The 22,415-nt window shown below is 71.6% G+C and carries 17 protein-coding genes; 5 read left to right on the forward strand and 12 right to left on the reverse strand.

Annotation, left to right across the window (positions count from 1 at the left end):
* Positions 1-10 precede the first annotated feature (10 nt).
* The 11 genes from ACGFIV_RS20580 to ychF all read right to left on the reverse strand — a co-directional run bounded on the left by ACGFIV_RS20580 (position 11) and on the right by ychF (position 16,471).
* Positions 11-1,246 carry a hypothetical protein gene (locus tag ACGFIV_RS20580; RefSeq protein WP_392836924.1) on the reverse strand — a complete coding sequence of 412 codons (1,236 nt, stop codon included), beginning with the start codon at positions 1,244-1,246 and terminating at the stop codon, positions 11-13.
* A 96-nt stretch (positions 1,247-1,342) separates the two neighbouring features.
* Complete coding sequence (locus ACGFIV_RS20585) at positions 1,343-3,070, reverse strand: hypothetical protein (RefSeq protein WP_392836927.1); 1,728 nt, start codon at positions 3,068-3,070, stop codon at positions 1,343-1,345.
* 153 nt (positions 3,071-3,223) lie between these two features.
* Positions 3,224-3,613, reverse strand: a complete 390-nt coding sequence (locus ACGFIV_RS20590; protein ID WP_392836930.1) for a (deoxy)nucleoside triphosphate pyrophosphohydrolase — start codon at positions 3,611-3,613, stop codon at positions 3,224-3,226.
* A gap of 81 nt (positions 3,614-3,694) precedes the next feature.
* On the reverse strand, positions 3,695-4,783 hold the full coding sequence (locus ACGFIV_RS20595; RefSeq protein ID WP_358546197.1) for a bifunctional lytic transglycosylase/C40 family peptidase: 1,089 nt from the start codon (positions 4,781-4,783) through the stop codon (positions 3,695-3,697).
* Complete coding sequence (locus ACGFIV_RS20600) at positions 4,780-5,430, reverse strand: hypothetical protein (protein WP_358546194.1); 651 nt, start codon at positions 5,428-5,430, stop codon at positions 4,780-4,782. The genes ACGFIV_RS20595 and ACGFIV_RS20600 overlap by 4 nt, the downstream gene beginning before the upstream one ends.
* A 2-nt stretch (positions 5,431-5,432) precedes the next feature.
* The gene (locus tag ACGFIV_RS20605) at positions 5,433-7,952 is read right to left on the reverse strand and encodes a hypothetical protein (RefSeq protein WP_392836936.1); all 2,520 of its coding nucleotides are present in this window, start codon (positions 7,950-7,952) and stop codon (positions 5,433-5,435) included.
* Positions 7,953-8,010: 58 nt separating this feature from the next.
* Positions 8,011-10,494, reverse strand: coding sequence for an ATP-binding protein (locus ACGFIV_RS20610; protein WP_358546188.1), 2,484 nt, complete (start codon positions 10,492-10,494; stop codon positions 8,011-8,013).
* A 37-nt stretch (positions 10,495-10,531) separates the two neighbouring features.
* On the reverse strand, positions 10,532-13,264 hold the full coding sequence (locus tag ACGFIV_RS20615) for a TcpE family conjugal transfer membrane protein (RefSeq protein WP_392836941.1): 2,733 nt from the start codon (positions 13,262-13,264) through the stop codon (positions 10,532-10,534).
* 38 nt (positions 13,265-13,302) lie between these two features.
* Entirely contained in the window at positions 13,303-13,590 is a 288-nt protein-coding gene (locus ACGFIV_RS20620) for a hypothetical protein (protein ID WP_392836944.1), read from the reverse strand.
* 99 nt (positions 13,591-13,689) lie between these two features.
* Positions 13,690-14,520: a conjugal transfer protein gene (locus tag ACGFIV_RS20625; protein ID WP_358546182.1), complete on the reverse strand. Its 831-nt coding sequence runs from the start codon at positions 14,518-14,520 to the stop codon at positions 13,690-13,692.
* An 874-nt stretch (positions 14,521-15,394) separates the two neighbouring features.
* Positions 15,395-16,471: a redox-regulated ATPase YchF gene (gene ychF / locus ACGFIV_RS20630; RefSeq protein ID WP_358546179.1), complete on the reverse strand. Its 1,077-nt coding sequence runs from the start codon at positions 16,469-16,471 to the stop codon at positions 15,395-15,397.
* An 83-nt stretch (positions 16,472-16,554) separates the two neighbouring features.
* On the opposite strand from ychF, the gene rmuC reads away from it, so the two are divergent.
* From rmuC to ACGFIV_RS20645, 3 genes are read left to right on the forward strand one after another with little or no spacing between them, the layout of a single operon-like run.
* Positions 16,555-17,955, forward strand: a complete 1,401-nt coding sequence (gene rmuC, locus ACGFIV_RS20635; protein WP_358546176.1) for a DNA recombination protein RmuC — start codon at positions 16,555-16,557, stop codon at positions 17,953-17,955.
* Positions 17,956-18,005: 50 nt separating this feature from the next.
* A complete protein-coding gene (locus ACGFIV_RS20640) occupies positions 18,006-18,524 on the forward strand; it encodes a DUF6542 domain-containing protein (RefSeq protein WP_358546174.1) in 519 nt (172 codons plus the stop codon).
* A gap of 51 nt (positions 18,525-18,575) precedes the next feature.
* Entirely contained in the window at positions 18,576-19,136 is a 561-nt protein-coding gene (locus ACGFIV_RS20645) for a hypothetical protein (protein ID WP_358546171.1), read from the forward strand.
* Between the two features lie 59 nt (positions 19,137-19,195).
* Here ACGFIV_RS20645 and ACGFIV_RS20650 read toward each other — a convergent pair whose 3' ends face one another.
* Complete coding sequence (locus ACGFIV_RS20650; RefSeq protein ID WP_358546168.1) at positions 19,196-20,167, reverse strand: 4-hydroxy-3-methylbut-2-enyl diphosphate reductase; 972 nt, start codon at positions 20,165-20,167, stop codon at positions 19,196-19,198.
* Positions 20,168-20,354: 187 nt separating this feature from the next.
* Between ACGFIV_RS20650 and ACGFIV_RS20655 the strand changes: the two genes are divergently transcribed.
* Both ACGFIV_RS20655 and xseA read left to right on the forward strand, forming a co-directional pair.
* On the forward strand, positions 20,355-21,167 hold the full coding sequence (locus ACGFIV_RS20655) for a hypothetical protein (RefSeq protein ID WP_358546165.1): 813 nt from the start codon (positions 20,355-20,357) through the stop codon (positions 21,165-21,167).
* 26 nt (positions 21,168-21,193) lie between these two features.
* The gene (xseA, locus tag ACGFIV_RS20660) at positions 21,194-22,405 is read left to right on the forward strand and encodes an exodeoxyribonuclease VII large subunit (RefSeq protein ID WP_358546163.1); all 1,212 of its coding nucleotides are present in this window, start codon (positions 21,194-21,196) and stop codon (positions 22,403-22,405) included.
* Positions 22,406-22,415 lie beyond the last annotated feature (10 nt).

A 22,415-nucleotide genomic window follows, 5' to 3' on the forward strand; every position in this document is an offset into this window, starting at 1 on the left:
GTGCGACGCCTCAGGAGGAGCCGCGGCGGAAGCGGCCCAGGAGGCCCCGGCTGGGCTTGCCGTCCGGCAGAGGGGCCTGCAACGTGGCCTGCTGCCCACCCGGCGGTGGCGGGTTCACCCCACCCGACGCTGGCGGGTTCACCCCACCCGACGCTGGCGGGTTCACCCCACCCGACGCTGGCGGGTTCACCCCACCCGGCGGTGGCGGGTTCACCCCGGCCGGCGGCTCGCCGGGGAGCGGCTGGGGCCCTGCGGCCGGGAAGGTCGGCGTGGACTCGGGGCCCTGCCCGGGGTGCGGGTGGTCCTCCCTGCGAGGCCACGGCTCGGAGGGGCCCACTGCGAGCGGGAGCGGCCCGCTCAGGCCCTGCTCGTACGCGATGCCGTACCCCTGCGGGTCGTACGGGACGCCCGGCCCGCCGGGATACCCCTGGACCGGCACGAAGCTGATGATGGGCGCGTACGCCGTGCCCCCGTGGTAGATCGGGTAGCCCGGCATGGGATAGGCGCCGGGGACGTCGTCACGGTGCCGGCCCGGCGAGCGGGGCCCGGCCCTGCGTACGGCCGCCGCGTGCGCCGTGCGGCGGATACGGCCCTCGAAGATCAGCACGCCCAGCATCACGAGGACGGCCAGCAGGACCCCCGGGATGGCGAGCTTCTTGCTCAGCTCCATCTGGTTGTACTCGGGGGACGCGTTGCGGATCTCGATGGCCACCGAGTCGGGCGTCGGCTCGTCGAAGGACGGACTCGGCTCGGAGGTCTCGGACGGCGTGGAGGTCGGGCTGACCAGGGCGAGTGACACCTGGGGCTCGGGGGCCACGCTCTCGGCCGGAGGCTGGGTCGTAGGCACGAGAGGCTCGCTGGTGGGAATGGCCGGCGGACTCACCGGCGGGGGCTCCAGCGTCGGCGTCGGCGGCTCGATCGGGGAGGTCTGCGTCGCCGTCGGCTTGGGCGTCTTCGTCGCCTTCGCGGTCGGCTTCGGGTCCACCGTCTTCGTGCGGGTGACCGTGGGATCGGGGCTCTCGGTGATGGTCACCGTGACGGTCGGCTCGGGCTCCGGCGACTGGTCGGCCGGACTATCTGTGATGTCAGGATTCCCGGGCTCGACCCACGTGGGATCGACCAGGGCGACCTGCGCCGCGTTCGCCCTGGGAGCCGTCATCGGCGCCGTCACGAGCAGGACGGCGCCGGTGAGGCCGATCGATGCCGCCACCGCGGACACGGCCGTCATACGCGCGCGTCCGCTCACCGCTGCCCTCCGCCTCGCCACTCTTGCCGATCAAACTAGAGAACATCCTAGTTGGGCAAAAGTAACAGGAAAGGGCGTTCAGCGACACCGATCCATTCAGAGTCCCAATTTCCTGGAAGCCCGCCTGCGCCGGAGCCTCATCTGCAATGCCAGTGCTCCCAGCAGCAGCCCGACTGCGGCGACGGCGGCGGGGAGCCCGCGCACCATTTCGAGGTCATCTTCCTCGGTCCCTGCCACCAGGTTCGGGGTCGCGGGGCGCATCTCCTGGGGGAGCGGCGCTCCCATCGCCGGAACCTGCGGCGCGCCCGCCCCGGGAACCTGACCGGGCGCCGCCATCTGGCCAGGCGCCGCCATCTGGCCGGGGAAGGGCGCCTGGCCGGGGATCGGCATCTGACCGGGGACTGGCCGCTGACCCGGGATCGCGCCCTGCGCGCCTCCCGGCAAGGACGGCTGGATGCCCGGAGCCAGTACGGTGCCCGGCGCCGGGTTGGGCACCGGGGTCGGGACCGGCGCGGGCGGCATCGCGACCGCCGGCGGCATCTGGATCCCCGCGCCGTTCAGAGGCATCATCCGCGGACCCTGGACGGGCGCGGGCATGGGCGCCTGGAGCGGCATCGGCGCGGGAACCGGGATCATGGGCGCCGGGTGCGCGACGGCCTTTCCGGGCCTGGCGGGAGCGCCGGGCGCCGGGTGCGGGATCGCGGACGGCGCCTTGAGCTTGGCCCCCGGCCGCCGCGACGCACCGGTGATCGGCTGCGCGTCGTCCGGCGTCATCCGGGAGCCCGGACGCGACTTCGGCGTGGCGTCCTGGTCGCCGTCGGCCTGGGACTCCGGGCCGGTCAGGTCGACGGCCCTCTCGGCCGGTCGCGGAGTGCGCTCTGCCGGGATCTGGCCCTCAGCGGGCGTCGCGGCCTCCACCGGCTGGGCGGCTCCCTCGGGGTCGCCCACGCCCGCGGATCCGGTCAGGCCCTTGGCGCTCTCGGTTTCCTTGGGGTTCGCGGTGTCCTTGGCGCTCTCGGTTTCCTTCAGGTTCGCGGTGTCCTTGGCGTTCAGAGTGTCCTTGGCGCTGCCGATGTTCTCTGCGCTCTTGACAGGCGTCTCGGCCGTGCCGACGGTCTTCGGCAAAGGGCCGCTCAGGCCCAAGGGCAGGGGGTACTCGCCGGCCTGCTCCTTGGGGGCCCCGCCCTTCGCGACGTCCCCCTTGAGGGCGTCTTCCCCGCCGGCGAGCGGGCCTGCGGCCGTACCGAGACCGGCCTCCCCCGGCTGCTGTCCCTGCGGGATCGATCCGGGGCCGAGCCCCTGGATCTCGCCTTCGTTCCTGGACTTGGGGGCGGGCACACCCGACTCCGGCTCCGGGCCCCGCGGGCCGGACAGCCCTGATGGGCCGTCCAGCTTGATGTTGACGTCCGCCATGCGGCGGATCCACTGCACGCCTCCCGGGTCGCGCATCTGGGCGACGGCGAGGACGCCGACCTCGCCCGCCCGGCGCGGAACCCTCAGCGCGACGTCCACGGTCCTCGGACCCGAGATGTCGCCGAAGTCGCACAACTGCGGGCGCGAGGCCGGTTTCACGGGCAGGCCGGCGGGGGTGTCGCAGCCGACCGAGGAGAACGCCTCCCTCGGAGTGGCGGCCACGGCCAGGAGCGCGCCCTCGGCCGGGCCGTCCAGCCTGACGCGGAAGTGCAGGAGATCGCCCTCACGGATCGGCCTGCCGTGCCGGCCATGCTCGCCCACGCCCATCAGGCGCACGCTGAGCTGGGCGCCGTCGGCCGCGTCCGGCGGCTCCACGGAGCCGTATTCCGACCCCGTCGCGGCGAGAGACACCCCCCCGCCTCCCAGCGCCAGCGCCCCAACGCCGACCACGGACACCACATGGGCACGTCGCCACCAACCGGCCACCGCAGATCCCCGTCCCCCGATACGATGCGCGACAAACTAGTCACGCTGTGTAACTGTTATCTCACACCGTACTGGGGATCACGCCTCAGGGATCAGATTCTGTACAGCCCGCACAATGGGCAGGTCAGCGGGAAGCCAAGGGATGTCGAAGAGCTCGTCAGGACCGAGCCAGCGCAACGCCAAGTGCTCATGGGGGTGCGGAATGCCCGAGATGAGCCGTGCGAGCCAGACGCGCATCACGTACCCAGGGCTGAGCGGCCAGTCGCCGCCGATCCTGTCGCCCACCGCGATGTCGACGCCGAGCTCCTCCTGACACTCCCGGACCAGCGCCTCGTGGTCGCTCTCGCCCGGGTCGACCTTGCCGCCGGGGAACTCCCACCCCCCGGCCACCTCCGGAGGCGCGGCGCGCTGGGCGGCCAGGAGCCTGTCCCCCTCGACGATGGCCGCCGCGACAACAATCTTCTCCATGTGGGTAAAGACTAAGGAGTCTGCCCCGGGTCTGGCTCCTCCCCATATCGAGAATGCGGCAAGTGGGCGGAATGACCCGTTCTAAGTGAGGCCCAGCCGCTTGAGTTGCCCGACAACGGCCGGATTCTGGAGCGGGCGGGTGTAGCCGACGATGTTGGGGCGGTCGCGGTACGTCGTCATCTTGATCGGTCCGCAGAGCGTGCACCGGGCCTCCACCATCTTGCCGGGCGAGACGATCAGGCCGACGTGCCCCGGACTGTTGGAGGAGGTGCCGGGCCCGGCGTTGAAGAAGACCAGGTCTCCCGGCTGCTCGGAGCCCTTGGCGACCTTCGCGCCGAACGGCCACTGGCCGAAGGTCGTACGCGGGATCGACAGCCCGGCCGCGCGGTAGGCCATGTAGATGATTCCCGAGCAGTCGAAGGCGTCCGGCCCCGTGCCGCCCCAGCGGTACGGCTTGCCTCGCTGGGCCAGGGCGTACTCAAGGATCTTGCGGACGATGTCGGTCGGGGCCGCCTCCACGATGGGCGAGTCGCATTCCGGGTTCGCGTCCGGGGGCAGCTCCAGCGTCCCGTCGGAGGCGTACCGCCTGGCGATCACCAGCACCTGCTCCACGTACCACATCGCGTGGTTGTAGACGAAGAGCGCCCGCTTGAGGTCGTCGGGCGCTCCGTTGCGCTTGAGCATCTTGGCCGCGCCGAGGATCGCGTCGGCCGGGTTGTACACGTCGGCCCAGCCGTCGTCGTCGCCGTCCGAGGCGTACCCGCTGAACTTCGACGGGATCTTGATCTTGGCCTTGCCGCCCCACGTGCTGATCAGGAACTGCATGGGACCGGCGGCGCCCGCGTAGTTCGTGCCGCTCTTCACTCCGGCGAGGTTGGACCGGCCGTGGTCGGTCTCACGCTTGCCCACGGCGGCGAGCACGGTCCACTGGACCCCGGTCTTCTTGCCCCACTTCTTGTACAGCTCCAGGTAGTTCGCCGGGATGTCCGACTGAGCGGTGGTGGAGACGTTCGTGACCTTCGTGACCGTGTCCGTGCAGTCACCGCCGGCCGTGCCGCCGCCACTGAGGAACGAGGGGAACGTGCTCATGAGCATCGGCGCCATGATCAGCGTGACCAGCACGACCCCGGCGAGCCCGATGAGCAGCGCTATGCGCACACGGGAGGTCACTGCGTGGTCCCGTCGCCGGTGTCCCCGTCCTGGCCCGCGTCGGCGCGCTGCATGTCGAACACCCGCCACTCGGTCCCGACCTGGGTGAGGGTGATCGCGTAGTCGGTGCCGCGCTCCTGCGGCCCGCTCTTGGCGGTGATGTTCTGCACGACGGTGACCACGAACACGATCGAGCCGTCGGAGATGTTCCTTATGGTCCTCAACCGCGCCGATCCCTGGGAGACCACCTCGTCGGCGCGGTCCTGGTCCACCTTGGCCGGCGTGGTGACGTCCCGCGCGAGGACCGCACCCATCTCGGCCGTGGTGAACCCCTTCAGCCGCTCAGCGTAGGACGCGGGGTCCTCGTCGTACCGGTACGTCGCGTAGGAGGTCGCGAACCGCTGGGCCGCGTCCGCCGCCAGGGCGATCTGCTCCTTGGGGATGGGCAGGAACCTGTAGATGTCGAACGAGCCGGGACTGACCGCCGGAGCGGGAGACGCACCCGACTGCGGAGCGGCGAGGGTCGAGACCACCGCCGCCCTGCCGGAAGGGTCGCCGTCCTGCGAGCCACCGGAGGCGGGCCGCATGGACAGATAGATGCCTACGGCCGCCAGTGCGACGACCACACCGGCGAAGACGAGCCCTCGCCGGTCGTTGACCTGCACCATCGTCAGTCCTTGTCGCGATCGGCCGGGCGCAGCCAGAAGGGCGCCTGCTCGGCCTCACCGCGTCCGGAATCGGAGCGTGGCGGCAGCCAGAGCGGTGGAGCCTCACCGGAGGACCCCGACCGCCCGTTCCCGGACAGCCAGCCGGACGACCCGCCCGACGACCTGCCCGACGAACCCGAGGACCTGCCCGGCGAGCCGCCCGATGACCTGCCCGACGAACCGTTCGACCTGCCGGACGAGCCGCCGAACAGGCTGCCCGACGACCCGCCGGACGAACGGCCGGACGAGCCCGAGGATCCGCCGGACGACCCGCCCGACGAACGCGGCGCGGAACCACCGGAGGAACGTCCAGGCGACCCGCCGCCGCCCGAAAGGCCACGGGGCCCGCCGGCCGTGGAGCGCGGAGCCTTCGGCGCCGCCCCCTCGGAGCGGCGGGAACCCCCGGAGGACCCGCCGGACGAGCCGCCCGAGGAGCCGGACCGTGAGGCCCACCCGCCACCGGACCTGCCGCCGAACCAGCTACCCGTCGACCCTCCGCCTCCCGTGCCCGTAGTGCCGCCGCCGGTGCGGGTCGCGGGGCGCGGGCTCGGGACGTTGGTGGCTCCCCCGCCGGGCCCCGCGCCGCCCGGACGGCCGGAGCCGCCCATGCGCCCGGACAGGTTGAGCGGCGGAGCCGCCCCGGGACGCGGGACGGCGGTGCCGCGCCCGGTCGCCTTGCGGCGCAGGCCCGCCTGCCCGTCGGCGTCCAGCGGGGCCGGCTGGGCGCCAACCGGGACGCGCGTGCCGGACTGCTGTGTGGCCCCCGGGGTGACCTCCTCGCCCCTGACGCGGCCTTGGGCGACCGTGGAGGCCGTCGCCGCCGCCGCGCCTCCGGCCGCCATGGCCGCCGCGTTGATGACCGGCTCGGCCTTGCGCAGGCCCCAGCGGCCCATGCGCGCCGCGGCCACCGGCGGCAGCGCGTTCGCGGCCCGGGACAGGGTCGGCGCCGAGGCCGCCTCTCCCAGCATCCGCGTGGCGAGCGTGTGCCCGTCCATGGAGGAGAACAGGTGCTGGAACGGACGGCGGTAGAAGAACACCGCGATCGTCAGCAGCGCGATGAACATGATCTGCATACCCCACGGGAGGTTCGTGGAGATGATCAGCGCGTAGCCGTACACGAGCACGCCGAGCACCAGCGCCAGCACCGCCTGGCGGAGCAGCGTGCCGACCAGCATCTCGACCCAGCGCATGGCGATGATGCGCCCGGAGCCGGGATGGACGCCGATCAGCAGGAACACCGGCCCGAGGATGAGCAGCAGCAGGAAGCCGATCTTGAGCGCGATGAGCGACACCGCCACGAGGAAGATCAGCACGCCCGTGACCATGGCCGCCATGAGCGCGCCGATCGCGATGCCGAGCCTGCTCGTCCAGTCCTTGCCCTGGAAGAGGAAGAACATCGGGGTGCTCTCCAGCGGCTTGGCGACCTCCTCCTCGAACCTCGCCTGGTGGGAGCCGGAGCTCGGCTTCTGGCCCGAGGTCTGCTCCTGGACGTCGGTCGCCTGGATGTCGAGCGTCTTGGCGCCGAAATCGCGCACGATGTGGGCGGAGGGGTCGGCGGTGCCGAACTCGCCCATGAGCCACGGCTTGCAGACGAGCGTGGACCACAGCGCGTCGGCGTTCTGGGCGACGCCCGGGGTGCCGCTCTGACCGTAGCCGCCGGGTCCCGCCTTGGCGTTCGTCTCGCCCTTGGTGGGCAGGCAGGACGCGCCCCCGGCCCCTGGCAGCCCGCTGAACGCCGAGTTGACGATCTCGCCGGTCTTGTCGGTCACCGTCTTGCCCAGGCCGGTGAAGTCGCCCGGGCGGCTGAAGAACCACACGGCGACCGTGACGGCCAGGATCATCCAGATCACGCCCTCGGCCGTCGTGCTGGCACGCTTGCGGATCAGGCCGTACCACGCCAGCCACACCGCGCCGAGCAGGATGACCACCCGCAGGTACGGCCAGTACATGGCGTTGGCGAGGTTCGTGACGATGTCGTCGACCATGTCCTTGATCGACTGGAGCGGTCCCTCGGTGGCCGCCGCCTGGTAGGTCGTGATGGTCATCCGGTCGATGGCCTTGGCCCAGGAGAAGACCGTGTTGGCCCACGCGTTGCCGAGGACCGCGGCCACGTCGTTGCAGCCGAGGCCGTAGGTGTGCCAGAACTGCCCGGCCATGCCGTACCGGTCGTAGTTGGTCAGCGGCTCCGCCACCTTGCCGGCCGTCGCGGTGCCGGTGGCCGGCGAGTACGCGTCCGGCGACCCGGCACCGCCCGTGCCCCCCGTGCCGCCCGCGCCCGTCGCGCCCGTACCGGGCGCGGGGTCGGGCGGGGGTGGCTTGACGAGCCCGTCGACGCCACCGCCGACGATCTCGGGCGCGAGGTCCGGTGACAGGTCACACGGCCCGGCCGCGCCGGCCACGGTCGGAGAGAACGCGATCGGCACCACAAGGACGCTCGCGAGGATTGCGAGGACCAAAACGATCTTGTGCCGCAACCGTCTCATGCGCTCGCTCCACTCGCGCGCCCCAATGGCGCCCTCGGTCCACGGTGCTTGTGACGTCTCATGACCGCACCTCCTGCGCAGCCCCCGGCCTACTCGCCCGCCCACGAGGATCATGCACGCTCTCGTCGGGTTTGTCGTGGGTCGGATTGGTGTCCAGCCAACGCAGCAGGTCCTCGGAGATGAGGTCCACCCCTATACGGCCCGCGCGGCCGTCCAGATCACGGAAGATGCACTCACCGTTGCCCAGGGCCCGCAGCGCCCCCTTGTGCTCCTCGGACGGCTCCACGCCGAGCAGTGCCATCACGTGGTCCACCTCGACACGCTCGGTCGAGCGGAAGGCGAACACCGAGGAGAGACAGTTGGTGACCTGCTCGTTCAGCAGGTCGCCCGCGTTCTGGGAGACCAGAACCAGCGCGGTGTTCCTCGAACGGCCCATGCGCGAGACCTCTGGCACGAGCTTGGCGCCCTCGGGCGTCGAGGTGATCGCCCAGGCCTCGTCGAGGAAGATGGCCTTGGGCGCGCGACGGTCGAGGCCGTTCATGAGCCGCCGGGCGAACTGCGACACCAGGTACAGCAGCGCGACCGACAGGCGCTGCTCGTAGGAGTAGTCGTCCCGAGCCGTGGCGACGTCGGGCAGGGTCAGCCCTCCGAGGGTGAAGACCGTGGTCCAGCCCTCGGTGTCGATCTGATCGCCGCCGGAGGGGTCGAAGCAGAGCCGGGCCAGGTGCATCTCGGCCATCGAGCGCAGCACCGCGCCGAGGTTCCTGGAAGCGGGGTCCTCGGCCTCCTCCAGGTGGTCGACGACCTTGCCGAGCGACGGATCGGGCGCGTTGGACACCGTGGACACGGCCTGGATCATCGCCGACTCGCGCTCCTCCGACATGCGCGGAAGCAGCAGCCGCAGGGTCTCGGTCGCCATGGTCTTCTTGGCCGCGATGTCGTCGCCGAAGGAGAACGGATCGAGCAGGCCGGGGGCCGCCGAGCCCAGCGGGATGATGCGCGCCTTGCGCCCGCGGTTCTGCAGGAGCTGGACCAGGGACTCGGCGTCGCCCTTGGGGTCGATGACCGCGACCGTGACCCCGCGCAGCGCCATCTGGTAGATGAGCAGCAGCGCGAGCGTGGTCTTGCCCCCACCGGGCTCTCCGGTGATGGCGATGGCGGTCGGCCGGTTGCGGGTGGCGGCCACCAGCGGGTCGAAGTGCACGATCGAACGGGCGCGCCCGAGGGTCTCCCCGATGTACGGCCCGGCCCACCCGGCCCCGCTCTCGTCGATGCGGTCGCCGAGGTCGACCGTGGCCGTGGCCATGCCCCCCGCGATCGTCCGCAGCGGCTGCCGCTGGGCGTAGGCGTTGACGCGCACGCGCTCACCCGGCAGCGCCTCGCAGAACAGCGAGAACTGGTCGCCCGTGGAGTTGACGATGTCGATGCCCATGTCGCGGTAGTGCTCCACGACGGCCTCGACGCGCTGCACGCACATCTCCTCGGTGGGCGCGGCCACGATCAGCCGGTGCCAGCCGTACACGAAGGGCAGCCGCTCCTTCGTGATGCCGTGCTCCAGCATGCGTGCCGCGTCGATCTGCTCGGCCAGCGCGATGGGCGCTTCCGCGCCGGCCTCACGGATGTGGATGTCCATGTCACGGGCGTGCGCGAGCTTGCGCGCGACGTCCTTGCTCGCCTTGACCGGGGGGATCAAGCGCATCCGCGAGCTGACTTCCACCGGAAACGGTAACTGGTCGATGAAGTGCAGCCACGGCTCCCCGTCGGGGAACGGCATCAGGTCGGGGAACCTGGCGAACGACAGGTGCGCGACATAGGAGTCGCCCGCGGGCTGCTGGATGCGCAGCAGCGACCTGCCGTTGTGGATCTGACCCTCGACCAGCGACTCGACCTCGCCCTTGCCCCACCGCCTGGACGGGGTCGCCGACGACGGCGGGTCGCCGAGCGAGCCCGACGCCGCGTGCCGGAACAGCCAGGCGACCTCACCGGACGAGGCGTGGCGCGCGTACAGGGCGCTGGAGCCGAGGGCCCGGCCGAGGCGCTCCGCCTGGTCGGTCCACTTGTTGATCTCGTTGTCGGGGACGTGGTCGTCCTCCAGGCCCAGGGTCTTCTCGCTGCGCTGGTAGAAGCCGAACAGCTGGGCGAGCACCCCGGTGCCGAGCTGCGCGCCTCGCGGCCCGAGCCGCACCCCGAGGTAGACCTCCTTCGACCAGAAGTCCTTGGCCCAGACGTGCCGGTACATGTCCTCCAGGTAGTCGCGCCAGCCGTCGCCCTCGTCGGAGGTGGAGTTGAGCGCCATCGCCCAGTCGGCCGCGGGATAGGCCCGGTGGGCCACCCGCAGGTGTACCTCGGCGTCGGTCATGCGGATCGCGGCGAGGGCGATGGTGATGTTGGTGGCCAGGGCCTCCCGCTCCTCCGCGGTGACGAATTCATAGCTCACCGTCGGAAGCCGGAAATATGCCCATGCCGATGAGTCGGTGAGGAGGATCCGGTCGTCGAAATAACGGACGGCCAGCCTGCTCCTCGACCGCGACGATCTCGCCATCAGCCGGCCCGCTCCCCGCGCTGGGCACGCTCCCTGGTCACTGGGCCACTTCCTCCTCGCTCGGGCGGCTCGCCGCCGCCAGGCCGCTTGCCACAACTCCCGCGAGGGCGACGTACGCCCTGCGGCCTCCGGCCCGGAGATGGGTCAGCTCGGCGGGGCCGGGATGTCCGGGGGCGAGCTCGTCCTCCCAGGGGACGCGGACGATCGCGCGGCACCGGCCCCGGGCCACGGCCTCCGCCTGCTCCACACCGCCCATGCTCCGGCGGCTCACACCGTTGATCACCATGATCGCCCGCCGCCGGAGCTCGGTCGACCCGTGCCCGTCGAGCCAGTCGAAGGTCATGGCCACCGCGTCGGGCGCGTCCTCGCTGGCCGGGGCCACCAGGATCAGCTGGTCGGCGTACGGCAGCATGCGCGCGGCGACGGCCGCGGCGGGGTCGACCAGGATCAGCCTGTAGTGGCGGTCGAGCACCCGCATGGCCTGCGCCAACCGCTGGTCGGAGAACAGGCCCTGGTCGGCGAGCCTGCGGGCCGCCGCGGTGTCGGAGTCGGAGGCGATGACCTCAAGGCCCGACTCGCAGCGAGTGGTGTACGCCCGCATGCTGAGGTAGCCGCTCACGCCGTCGAGCCCCGCCAGCAGGGAGGTCAGCGTCTCGGGCGAGTCCGCCGGGATCCGGCCGGTCAGCGTGTGGTCCCCGGTGTTCGCGTCGACCGCGACGACGCGGTCCTCGCGGTAGCGGGCCAGGGTGTGACCGAGCATCAGCGTGGTCGTGGTCTGCCCCGCGCCGCCGGTGCAGCCGAGCACGACGACTCGGCGGCTGCCGGTGAGCACCGTGCGGGCCCTCGCCTCGTCGGTCTCGATGCCGTCGTTGCGGCTGGGACCGCCGCCTCCGACCACCACCTGGGCAAGGCGCCGCCAGCCTCCGGACTGGTCACGGCCGACGACGGACTCGACGCGCCGCACGCGCGGCTCGTCGCCCGTACGGGGAACCGGCACGGGAACGGACGGCGCGGCCGGATCGGCGGTCGTGCCCGGCCCCGGCACCGCCCGGATGGACAGCGGCGGAGGCGCCTGCTCACGCGCCGCCGGTCGCACCGGACTCCTCGGCGACACAGGCTCGGACACGCCGGGCCTGACCGTCTCCGGCCTGACCGTCTCGGACCTGACCGTCTCCGGCCTAACCGTCTCGGGCGTGCGCGACCGGGAGACCGGCCAGACCGTACGGGCCTCCGGCAGCCGCGTGTAGGCGGCGGGGCGCGGCGGCTGTCCCTTGCGGTGCTGCTCGCGAACCTCCGTCTCCGCATCGGGATCGACAGAGGCGGAAACGCCCCCGGCCGCCGCGTGCTCCAGCGTGCCGCCCTGAGGCTCGGGTGCGGCCATCTCACGCTCGGAAGCGGCAACCCGGGGCTCGGAGACGGCCGGCTCACGCTCAGAGATGGCCACCCGGGGCTCGGAGACGGCCACCTGGGGCTCGGAGACGGCGAGCTCACGCTCGGAGACGGCCGGCTCGGGCTCAGGGGCGGCCACCTCGGGCTCGGAGGGGGTCAGGTGGGGCTCGGGCGCGGCGGGACGGCGTTCGGAGGAAACGGCCTGGGGCCTGGGCGTCGCCGGACCACGGCTCTCCGCGGACGCCGCGAGCCTGCGCAGGCGGCGCAGCGCCTCGGTGCCGATCGGAGCGGTGGCCGGAGCGGCGCCGCCGGTCTCCGCGGTCGCGGGTTCCTGGACGGGCCGGTCCGCCTGCGGGGAAGCGGGGGGCATCGCCAGACCCTCGACCGGCGCGACCCACTTGGGCACCGGCACGTCGGCGACCCGATCACCCTTCGGCACCGGAACATCGACGACCCGATCACTCTTCGGTGCCGCAACATCGACGACCCGATCACCCTTCGGCGTCGCGACACCGGCGACCCGATCACCCTTCCGGACCGGAACGTCGATGACCCGGTCGGGCTTCGACACCTCGGCGGTGCGGTCGGGCCCCGGCTTCGGCGGGATCTCGGTGACGCGGTCGGAGGTGGGCCTTGGGGGTTCGAGGGCCAGGGGCGACATGGTGGCGTCGGGCGAGGTGACGGGAGGAAGGCCGGGAGCGGACTGGCCAGGGACGGACGGGGTGGCCACGGCGCCCCAGGTGAGGCGGGGCCGCTCGGACAGCCGGACCGGGGCCTCCGCCGCGGGCAGCGTGTGCACGGCCGCCGCGGCGGCGGCCACGGCGGGACGTACCTCGCCCGGGACTGCCGCGCCCCTGCGGGAGCCCGCCTTGACGGACGGGAGCTGGCGTGAGGGGCTCCAGACCTCCAGCCCCTTTCGGCGGGGCGCCGTGTGCCGGGGCTTCGCCCTGGCGCCGCGCCGCGCCCTCGCGGCGGACTTCGCGGTGTCGGCGGACGCGAGAAGCGCGACCTGCGGGGCCGACCGCCACACCCGCGCGGAGAACGTGATCTCGTCGGGCTCGTCGACCGGCGCCAGGCGGCACCAGGCCTTCGGCTCGCCGAGGTAGCGGATCTGGGACTGGAGCAGCTCGTTGAGCCGCTTGCTCTCGATCACCGGACGCGTCGACAGCCACGTCACGACACCCGGCGGCACGAGGTAGAGCACGTGCCACGGCGCGTCGAAGGGAATCCTGACGAGCCACAGAAGGATCGACCATGGGACCAGAACGCCCACGAACACACCGATCCAGACGATCGGAAGCGGCATCGGCAGCCGGAGGTCGTACAGCTTGTAGAGCCGCTTCTCAATCCGCCAGATATTGGTATAGGTAGGCAGGTCCACCCGATCCTCCTCTCCCTCTCACGGCCTTCCGGGTGCGCTCACTTGATGCCGAGCGCCCCCGCGATCGCCCTGGCCGTCACCTCGATGACGTTGGGCACATAGAAGATCACACCGATCGCGACCGCCAGGATGATGAACTGCACGAATCTGGTGATCTCCCGCGTGAAGAGGAAGAAGATCGCGACGACGGAGACCACGACGAGGAACAACGGCGCGAAGAACTTGCGCAGGAAGTCCGCGAGGCCCGCGGTGTTCACCCCGCCGGACGGTGGCGCCGACGGCGTCACCAGCGCCAGCGAGTGCTCCACGATGGTATTCAGAATCAACTTTCGTCCTCCTGCTCATGGTCGCGCTGGCCGGTCGTCGAACCGGTCCGGGTTGTCGCGCTCCCTTTGCCGCTCCCTCGCTCCCATCGCCGGCCGGCCTCACTCCGCGGACCGGGTCGCACCGCGGATGCTCTTGATGTACCAGTTGTCACCCTGCTTCTCCACGAGGAGCCGGTAAGCCTGCTCCAGCCCGGCCGCCTGCGCGCCGGGATCGGTGTTCGTGGCGGCGGGAGACGGAGTGGCGCCCGTGGAGACGGCCCACACGACCACGGCGGTGATCTCCCGGCTGGTGCCGCCGGGGGGAGCGCTGACGCTCTTGAGCTGGGCCAGCGTGACGGTGCCGTCGAAGCCGTCGAGCGTCACGCCTTGGGCGACATAACGCTGCAACTGCGTGGCGTCCCCGGCGGCGTACGCCTTGAAGAAGCCTTCGAGCTGCGGTCGCAGCTCGCCCTCGGCGGTGTCGTCGTGCTCCACCTGTGCGGGCTGGGGCAGGCCCGCGGGCCCTCCGGCCGGCAGCAGGGCGGGCTGGCCGGAGACCACGAACTTGCCATCGGAGTAGTAAACCGGCACGGAAAGCTTCCAGCGCTGCGCACCGGATTGGGCAAAAACGGTCACAATGGCATTTTGGGAGTCAATGATCTCGATACCGGAGAACTGGTAAGCACCCGATGACATGCGGCCGAAGCCATTCCAGCCGAACTGGCGCTCGGCGCCCACGGGAAGAAATGGCTTCAGACGCTCGGCCCTGTCGTCGGGCTTCGCACCGTCGAAACTCAAATAGGCCGCCGCGAACTGGCCCGCGAACGCCGCGGCGTCGGCCTGGGGGAACCCGGTCACCGTGGGGCTCGCGGTAGCGCCCGTGGGCTCGCTTCCCTGGGCCATGCGCTCGATCGGGGCGCGGACGCCGTTGACCACGATCACGATGATCACGGCCCAGAGCACGGCCCTGCCCGTCCAAACCAGCCAACGCCCGCCCCCACCGGACCATCCGCCGCGGCGGGGCGCGTTACGTCCCCGTGCCGGCATGAGCTCAGGGCCTGGATCGTAGGGCGACGGAGGGTACGCTGAACGCTCGGGTTCGCCAGAGGTCCGCAGACCGTGCTGGACGTTTGACCTGCGAGCCATCACGCCTCCGCTCGCGCCGATCCCCCCGGCTGACGCGCTGTCGTCTTACTGTCGATCCTGTTATCCATGGTGAAGTATTCACTTTAGCCGCCTCACCAATTGTTCCAGGAAAGCCACGCCCATGCTGCAGGCATCCACGTAGCAGACCAAGTCGGTCTTCCTCCGGTTTCGGGAACGCGCCCGCCGAGTTCACCCAGGACACGGGGCCCTTGTTCACCGGTGAGCCATCAGCCAAATTCGCGACAAAGCACGCATTAGGGACAAAGCTCGCACCAGGCAGAAACCGCTTGCGCAGGAGGCATGATCCCTGCTCACGCAGGTAAACGGACCGCGCGCGCCGATCCGCGAAGACCTCTCGATGGAGACGATGGAGACGAAGGCGGCAGGCTCGGCCGGGAGGCAGCGAACCGTCCGCACGCACCGGCCTCCCTTCCGCCAGGCTGCTCGTGCGGGTCGGCGCACGGCGGCCATGTCACGGCCGTCAGACCCCGGCGGGGCACACAACCGACCCAAACACTGGAGATTACGCGCGGCGGGAAGCCGTGCTCGATTACCTGACAGCCAGGCATTGCTATCCGCGGGTCACAAGGTCACGCGCCGGCCGGCCCGTTTCGGGACAGCGGGCCCGGCGCGGCCGTGGCGTGTCGTCGCGTGGCGTTGCCTGGCGTGGCGTGGACGGTCACACGTTGAAGCGGAACTCCACGACGTCGCCGTCGCGCATCACGTAGTCCTTGCCCTCGATGCGGGCCTTGCCGGCCGACCGCGCCGCCGCCAGCGACCCCGCCTCCACCAGGTCGTGGAAGGAGGTCACCTCCGCCTTGATGAAGCCGCGCTGGAAGTCGGTGTGGATGACCCCCGCCGCCTCCGGGGCGGTGGCGCCCTTGCGGATGGTCCAGGCCCTGCTCTCCTTGGGCCCGGCGGTGAGGTAGGTCTGCAGGCCGAGGGTCTCGAAGCCCACGCGGGCGAGCTGGGTCAGGCCCGACTCCTCCTGGCCGACCGACTGGAGCAGCTCCAGCGCCTCGTCGTCCGGCAGCTCGACCAGCTCCGACTCGATCTTGGCGTCCAGGAACACGGCCTCGGCCGGGGCGACCAGCTCGGAGAGCCGGGCGCGCAGGGCCTCGTCGGTGAGCTCGTCCGCGTCGAGGTTGAAGACGTACAGGAACGGCTTGGCCGTCAGGAGGTGCAGCTCGCGCAGGTCGGCGAGGTCGAGGCCCGAGGCGTAGAGCGTCGTGCCGCCGTCGAGCACCTTGGAGGCGGCCTCCGCCGCTTCGAGCGCGACCTTGCGGTCCTTGTTGAACTTCGCCTCCTTGGCGAGCCGGGGCAGCGCCTTCTCGATCGTCTGGAGGTCGGCGAGGATGAGCTCGGTGTTGATCGTCTCGATGTCGCGCCGGGGGGAGATCTCACCGTCGACGTGGGTGACGTCGGGGTCGGTGAAGACCCGGATCACCTGGCAGATCGCGTCGGTCTCACGGATGTTGGCGAGGAACTGGTTGCCCCGCCCCTGCCCCTCGGAGGCGCCCTTGACCAGGCCCGCGATGTCGACGAACTCGACCTTCGCCGGAAGGATCTTGGCGGAGCCGAAGATCTCGGCCAGCTTGCCCAGCCGGGAGTCGGGCACGCCGACGATCCCCACGTTGGGCTCGATGGTGGCGAACGGGTAGTTCGCCGCTAGAGCGTTGCCGCTCTTGGTCAACGCGTTGAATAGCGTGGACTTGCCGACGTTGGGCAGGCCGACGATGCCGATGCTCAGGCTCACGTTCGCCGAGTTTACGGTGCCCCAGCCGTACGGCGGACACGCGCGGGGGCCGTCCGACTGGAATCATGCGGGAGGTGGACGTCATGGCACTCGCCTTCCAACTCGCTGTCGGACTGGCCGCGGGCCTGGTCATCGGCTTCTTCCTCGGCCGGGCGCGCGCGATGGCCAGGGCCTCGGAGGCCGAGGGCAGGGTCGCGCTGGCCGAGGCCCGGGTCCAGGCCGCCGAGGACAAGGTCGCCTACGTCGAGGAGCAGATGACCCAGCGCTTCCAGTCCCTGTCCACGCGGGCTCTGGACGTCAACAACCTGCGCTTCCTCGAACTGGCCGAGAGCAGGCTCTCGGCGTCCCGCGCCGACGCCGCGGGCGACCTGGAGCAGCGCAGGCAGGCCGTGGAGAACCTCGTCGCCCCGCTGAGAGAGACCCTGGCCAAGGTGCAGGACCAGCTCCGCGACAGCGAGACGGGCAACCGCGTCGCCCAGGCCGAGCTGGGCAAGCAGATGGAGTTCGTGCGGCACAGCTCCGAGCAGCTCAAGACGCAAACGACGGCCCTGGTCAGGGCGCTGCGGCGGCCGGAGGCACGCGGGCGCTGGGGAGAGCTCCAGCTCCGCAGGGTCGCCGAGATCGCCGGCATGGCGAGGTTCTGCGACTTCGACGAGCAGGCGAGCGCGATGACCCCCGATGGGGTCGTACGGCCCGACATGGTGGTCCGCCTCGCGGGCGGCAAGAACATCATCGTGGACTCCAAGGTGTCGCTCGCGGCCTACCTGGAGGCCGCCGAGGCCGGTGAGAGCGACATGCAGGAGGCGCGGCTCGACGCCCACGCCCGCCACGTGCGCGACCACGTCGACAGGCTGGCCGCCAAGGCCTACTGGCAGGCGTTCACCCCGGCGCCCGAGTTCGTCGTGCTGTTCATCCCCGGCGAGGCGTTCCTCGCCCCCGCGCTGGAGCGCGACCCGGGCCTGCTGGAGTACGCCATGAACAAGCGGGTCCACATCGCCACCCCCACCACGCTGATCACCATGCTGCGCACGGCCCAGTACGCCTGGCAGCAGGAGGCGCTGAGCGAGAACGCCCGCGCGGTCTTCGACCTCGGCAAGGAGCTCTACGAGCGGCTCGGCGCCATGGGACGCAACGTCGACGCGGTGGGCAAGGCGCTGAGCCGGGCGGTCATGGCCTACAACAAGACGGTCGGCTCGCTGGAGAGCCGCGTGCTCGTGAGCGCGCGCAAGCTGAACGACCTCGGCCTGGTGGACGGCGCGCTCCCCCAGCCTGAGCTCGTCGAGGAACTGCCCAGGCGGCCCTCCATGCCCGAACTGGTCGGCGAGGACCCCGGGGAGCCGCAGCCGCCCGGCGACGCCGGGGAGCCCCATCGGGAGCCGCAGGGACCGCCGGGGGCAGAGACCCCGCAACCGCAGGGTGAAGAGACGGCAAGCCCGTTCCCGGCCCCGCCTCCGAACGGTAAGTTGGCGCGAGACTTGTCGTAGGGCCAGCCTGCCGGCCGTGAGGCCGCCGACCAGGCTCGGAGGGGGCGACAGTGGTAGCAAAGGAGCAGGCGCGACCGGGAGTCAGGCTGACCGCCCGGGGTGCCATGGCGCTCATTTTCGTGATCACGCTCCTGTCCGAGGTGACCGGGTCGACGACGATCATCGGTCTCGTCTTCTCCGCCGCCTGCCTGGCCGCCGTCTTCCTCGTACAACCACGCGACCTGCTGTCCCTTGTGGTGACGCCGCCTCTGATCTTCTTCGCCGCGACCCTCATCAGCGCCGTCGCCGGCGCGCTGGGAGCGCCGTCGATCGTCCAGGCGCTGGGCCTCGGCCTGGTCACGAAGCTGTCGGCGGCGGCGCCCTGGCTGTTCGGAGGCGCCGCGCTCGTGCTCGCCGCCGCCTGGTTCCGCGGCCTGCCCGCGAACGTCAGCGATCTCCGCGCCGACCTGCGCGCGAGCCGCCCCGCGCCCAAGCGCAGGCAGCCGGGCGACGACCAGCCCTTCGCTCCGGAGCCCGAGGGCTATTTCGAGCCCCGCGTGTACGGGTCCCCGAGGGAGCAGCACGACTGACTCCCCGGCTAGGCCGCCCGTAGACCTGCCGAGCCGAGCGTGGATCCGAAGATGGAGTCGCTGAGCGTGCCGGAGCTCGCCGTACGGCTGCGCGCGGCGCGGGCCGGGGTGGTCGCCGTGGACGGACCGTCCGGGTCGGGCAAGACGACGCTGGGCACTGCGCTCGCGGGGGAGCTGGGGGCGGCGCTGGTCCACATGGACGACCTGTACCCCGGCTGGGACGGCCTGCGGGACGGCGTCGACCGGCTCGTGGAGTGGGTCCTGCGCCCGCTCTCCGAGGGAAGGCCCGCCCGCTGGCGCCGCTACGACTGGGCGCTCGGGGCTTACGCCGAGTGGCGCGAGACGGCCCCCACGGAGGTCGTGGTCGTCGAGGGTGTCGGGACCGGGGCCTTGGCCGCGGCGCCGTACGTGTCGTTCCTCGTCTGGACCGAGGCGCCGCTCGCCGTACGGAAGGCACGGGCGCTGCGCCGGGACGGCGAGGCCTACCGCCCGCACTGGGAGCGGTGGGCACGCCAGGAGCGTGCCTACTTCGCCGCCGACGGCGTACGGGCGCGCGCCGACGCGGTCGTCGGCACCGCCCCCGAGGCGGACCCGCGGTACGCGGAAGGCTGACCGCCGCCGGCTGGGCGGGTGCGACCACCCGCCTTCAGGCCCGAACGGCGGCCGGTGGGTCAGCGGGTGGTGGCGCGAAGGTCGCGGCGGAGCTCGTGGGGCAGGGCGAAGCGCACGCTCTCGGCAACCGACTCGACCTCCTCGACGTCGCCGAAGCCGTGCCCGGCCAGGTGGGCCAGCACCGCCTCGACGAGCTCCTCGGGGACCGAGGCGCCGCTGGTGACGCCCACCGTGGTGACGCCGTCGAGCCACGCGTCCTGGATGAAGGAGGCGTTGTCCACGAGGTAGGAGGCGTCGGCCCCGGCGTCCTTCGCGACCTCGACCAGGCGCTTGGAGTTGGAGGAGTTGGTCGAGCCGACGACGATGACGAGCTGCGACTCGCGGGCGATCTCCTTGACGGCGATCTGGCGGTTCTGCGTGGCGTAGCAGATGTCGTCGCTCGGCGGGTCGATGAGGTTGGGGAAGCGCTCCCTGAGCCGTGTGACCGTCTCGTTGGTCTCGTCGACCGACAGCGTGGTCTGGGAGAGCCAGACGAGCCGCTCGGGGTCGCGCACCTGGACGGCGCCGACTCCGTCGAGGCCGTCGACGAGCTGGATGTTGTCGGGGGCCTCGCCCGCGGTGCCCTCGACCTCCTCGTGGCCCTCGTGGCCGATGAGCAGGATGTCGTAGTCGTTGGCGGCGAACCGCTTGGCCTCGTTGTGCACCTTGGTGACCAGCGGGCAGGTGGCGTCGATGGTCTTCAGGGACCGCCGTGCGGCCTCGTCGTGGACGGCCGGGGCGACGCCGTGCGCGGAGAAGACGACGATCGCGCCCTCGGGCACCTCGTCGGTCTCCTCGACGAAGATCGCGCCACGCTCCTCAAGGGTCTTGACCACGTGGGTGTTGTGGACGATCTGCTTGCGGACGTAGATCGGCGCGCCGTAACGCTCCAGAGCCTTCTCGACCGCCTGGACTGCTCGGTCGACACCCGCGCAGTAACCGCGCGGCTTGGCCACCAGGACACGACGGGGTGTGGAGGTCTCCGGAATCATGTCCTCAATGCTATGCGCTCGCGGATTCCTTGCCAGCCTCATGCTCGGCATCCGTAAACACGCACTGTTTATCTGCTTTCCTATGCTTGAGGGAGTGTGCGACCGCCCTGTCCGTCCTCTCCTTGTCCTCATGCGGCACAGTCTGGCGAGGCTGGTCGTCCGATATCAGACCCTCTAGGGAGCCGGTATGTCAGTGACCGACATCGTCCGCACCATAGCCAAGACCGTCACCCATCCGAGCGAGCTGAAGGAGAAGGCCAAGGAGCTGCCCCTCAACGTGCTGCAGACCGCGCTCACCGGGGTGGGTCAGGCTCTGATGCTGGGCGACCGCATCCGTACGGGCCTCAAGCGGCTGCTGAGCGAGGACGAGAGGGCGGCCTCCGAGGTGCGGGCGGCCGGTGCCCCGGCGGCGGCGCCGGTCGTGGCCGAAGACCGGGAGGAGAAGCCGGCGAGGCGCGAGCCGGTCATCTTCGCCCCCCGTCCGAGCACGCCGAGTGACAGCCTCAACGGGTCCACGCCGAAGACCGAGCCGGCCGTGACCGTCCCGCCCACGCCGCCGGCCCCCCAGATGAGGCCCGCACCGGTCACGCCCGAAGCCACCGCCACCAAGCCGGAGGCCGCCCCCGCCGGATCGAAGGCCAAGGCGGGCACCGCGGAGCCCAAGCCCCGCACGCGGAAGCCCAGGGCCGAGGCGGGCAAGCTGGCCGAGGCCGTCCAGAACGGCGTCGCGCCCGAAGCGACGACCCCCGCGAGCGCGCCGTCCGCGGCCCCCTCCCCGGGCGACGCACCCGCGGCCTCCCCCGCCGGCACGACCTCGACGCTCGCCGAGCCCCTTCCCGGCTACTCAAGCCTCACCATGGCGTCCCTGCGCGCCCGGCTGCGCGGCAAGTCCGCCGAGCAGATCCGGTCGCTGATCGAGTACGAGCGGCAGACCTCGGCCAGGGGCGACATCGTCCAGATGTACGCCAAGCGCCTCGCCAAGCTCGAAGCAGGGGAATAGCCGCGGATGGTTTGTAGGCTGCCCGCATGACGGCCAAGACCTCACCGGAGCAGCCACTGCCCATCCGCTCGGTGTTGCAGATGGTGGCGCAGTGGATCGGCAAGCTCGGCACCGTCTGGGCCGAGGGGCAGATCACCGACCTGTCCTCGCGGGGCGGCACGGTGTTCCTCACGCTGCGCGATCCGGTCGCCAACGTGTCCGCCCGCGTCACCTGCCCGCGCAACGTGTACGAGGCGACGGTGCCCCGGCCGGTGGACGGCGCGCGAGTGGTCGTGCTGGTCAAGCCGGACTTCTGGGTGAACAGGGGCTCGTTCGCGTTCACCGCCCTGGAGATCCGCCCGGTGGGCATCGGCGAGCTGCTGGCCAGGCTGGAGCGGCTCCGGCAGATCATCGTCGCCGAGGGCCTCGCCAACACCGATCGCAAGCGCCGCCTGCCGTTCCTGCCGGGCACGATCGGCCTCATCTGCGGGCGCGACTCGGCCGCGGAGCGTGACGTCCTGGAGAACGCCCGCCGCCGCTGGCCCGCCGTGCGCTTCAAGGTCGAGACCGTCGCCGTCCAGGGCCCGTACGCCGTGGGCGAGGTCACCGACGCTCTCCACAGGCTCGACACCGACCGCGAGGTCGACGTGATCGTCATCGCCCGGGGCGGCGGCTCCCTGGAGGACCTGCTGCCGTTCTCGGACGAGTCGCTGGTGCGCGCCGTCTCGGCCTGCCGTACGCCGGTGGTCAGCGCCATCGGCCACGAGCAGGACAACCCGCTGATCGACCTGGTGGCCGACGTCCGCGCCTCGACGCCGACGGACGCGGCCAAGAAGGTCGTCCCCGACGTCGGCGAGCAGCTCGCCCTGGTCGGCCAGCTGCGCGACCGGGGGCGGCGCGTGGTGGTCGGCCGGCTCGACCGCGAGGCGTCCTGGGTCGCGGCCGTACGCTCCCGGCCCTCGCTGGCGGACCCCGTCCGCGAGATCGAGCGGCGGGCGGAGCAGGCCGAGAGCCTTCGCGACAGGGCACGCCGCTGCCTGACCTCGTCCCTGGACCGCGCCGAGGACTCCCTGGCGCACGTGCGCGCCCGCCTGGTCACGCTCTCGCCCGCGGCCACCCTCGAACGCGGCTACGCCATCGTGCAGCTTCCCTCCGGTGAGGTCGTACGGCTGGCGTCGAGCGTCAGGGCCGGCGAGGAGCTGAGCGTGCGGTTCTCCGACGACCGCGTCGACGTCACGGTGGCGAAGCCTTCGGCCTGAGGCGTCTGGG

The organism is Sphaerisporangium sp. NPDC049003 (assembly GCF_043197795.1).
GTDB lineage: Bacteria > Actinomycetota > Actinomycetes > Streptosporangiales > Streptosporangiaceae > Sphaerisporangium.

What these genes read in the sequence shown, in the direction of transcription:
- ACGFIV_RS20590 (WP_392836930.1), bottom strand. Translation starts at nt 3,613, where the DNA reads ATGGAGAAGATTGTTGTCGCGGCGGCCATCGTCGAGGGGGACAGGCTC.
- ACGFIV_RS20600 (WP_358546194.1), bottom strand. Translation starts at nt 5,430, where the DNA reads ATGGTGCAGGTCAACGACCGGCGAGGGCTCGTCTTCGCCGGTGTGGTC.
- ACGFIV_RS20605 (WP_392836936.1), bottom strand. Translation starts at nt 7,952, where the DNA reads ATGAGACGGTTGCGGCACAAGATCGTTTTGGTCCTCGCAATCCTCGCG.
- ACGFIV_RS20610 (WP_358546188.1), bottom strand. Translation starts at nt 10,494, where the DNA reads ATGGCGAGATCGTCGCGGTCGAGGAGCAGGCTGGCCGTCCGTTATTTC.
- rmuC (WP_358546176.1), top strand. Translation starts at nt 16,555, where the DNA reads ATGGCACTCGCCTTCCAACTCGCTGTCGGACTGGCCGCGGGCCTGGTC.
- ACGFIV_RS20645 (WP_358546171.1), top strand. Translation starts at nt 18,576, where the DNA reads ATGGAGTCGCTGAGCGTGCCGGAGCTCGCCGTACGGCTGCGCGCGGCG.
- ACGFIV_RS20650 (WP_358546168.1), bottom strand. Translation starts at nt 20,167, where the DNA reads ATGATTCCGGAGACCTCCACACCCCGTCGTGTCCTGGTGGCCAAGCCG.
- ACGFIV_RS20655 (WP_358546165.1), top strand. Translation starts at nt 20,355, where the DNA reads ATGTCAGTGACCGACATCGTCCGCACCATAGCCAAGACCGTCACCCAT.
- xseA (WP_358546163.1), top strand. Translation starts at nt 21,194, where the DNA reads ATGACGGCCAAGACCTCACCGGAGCAGCCACTGCCCATCCGCTCGGTG.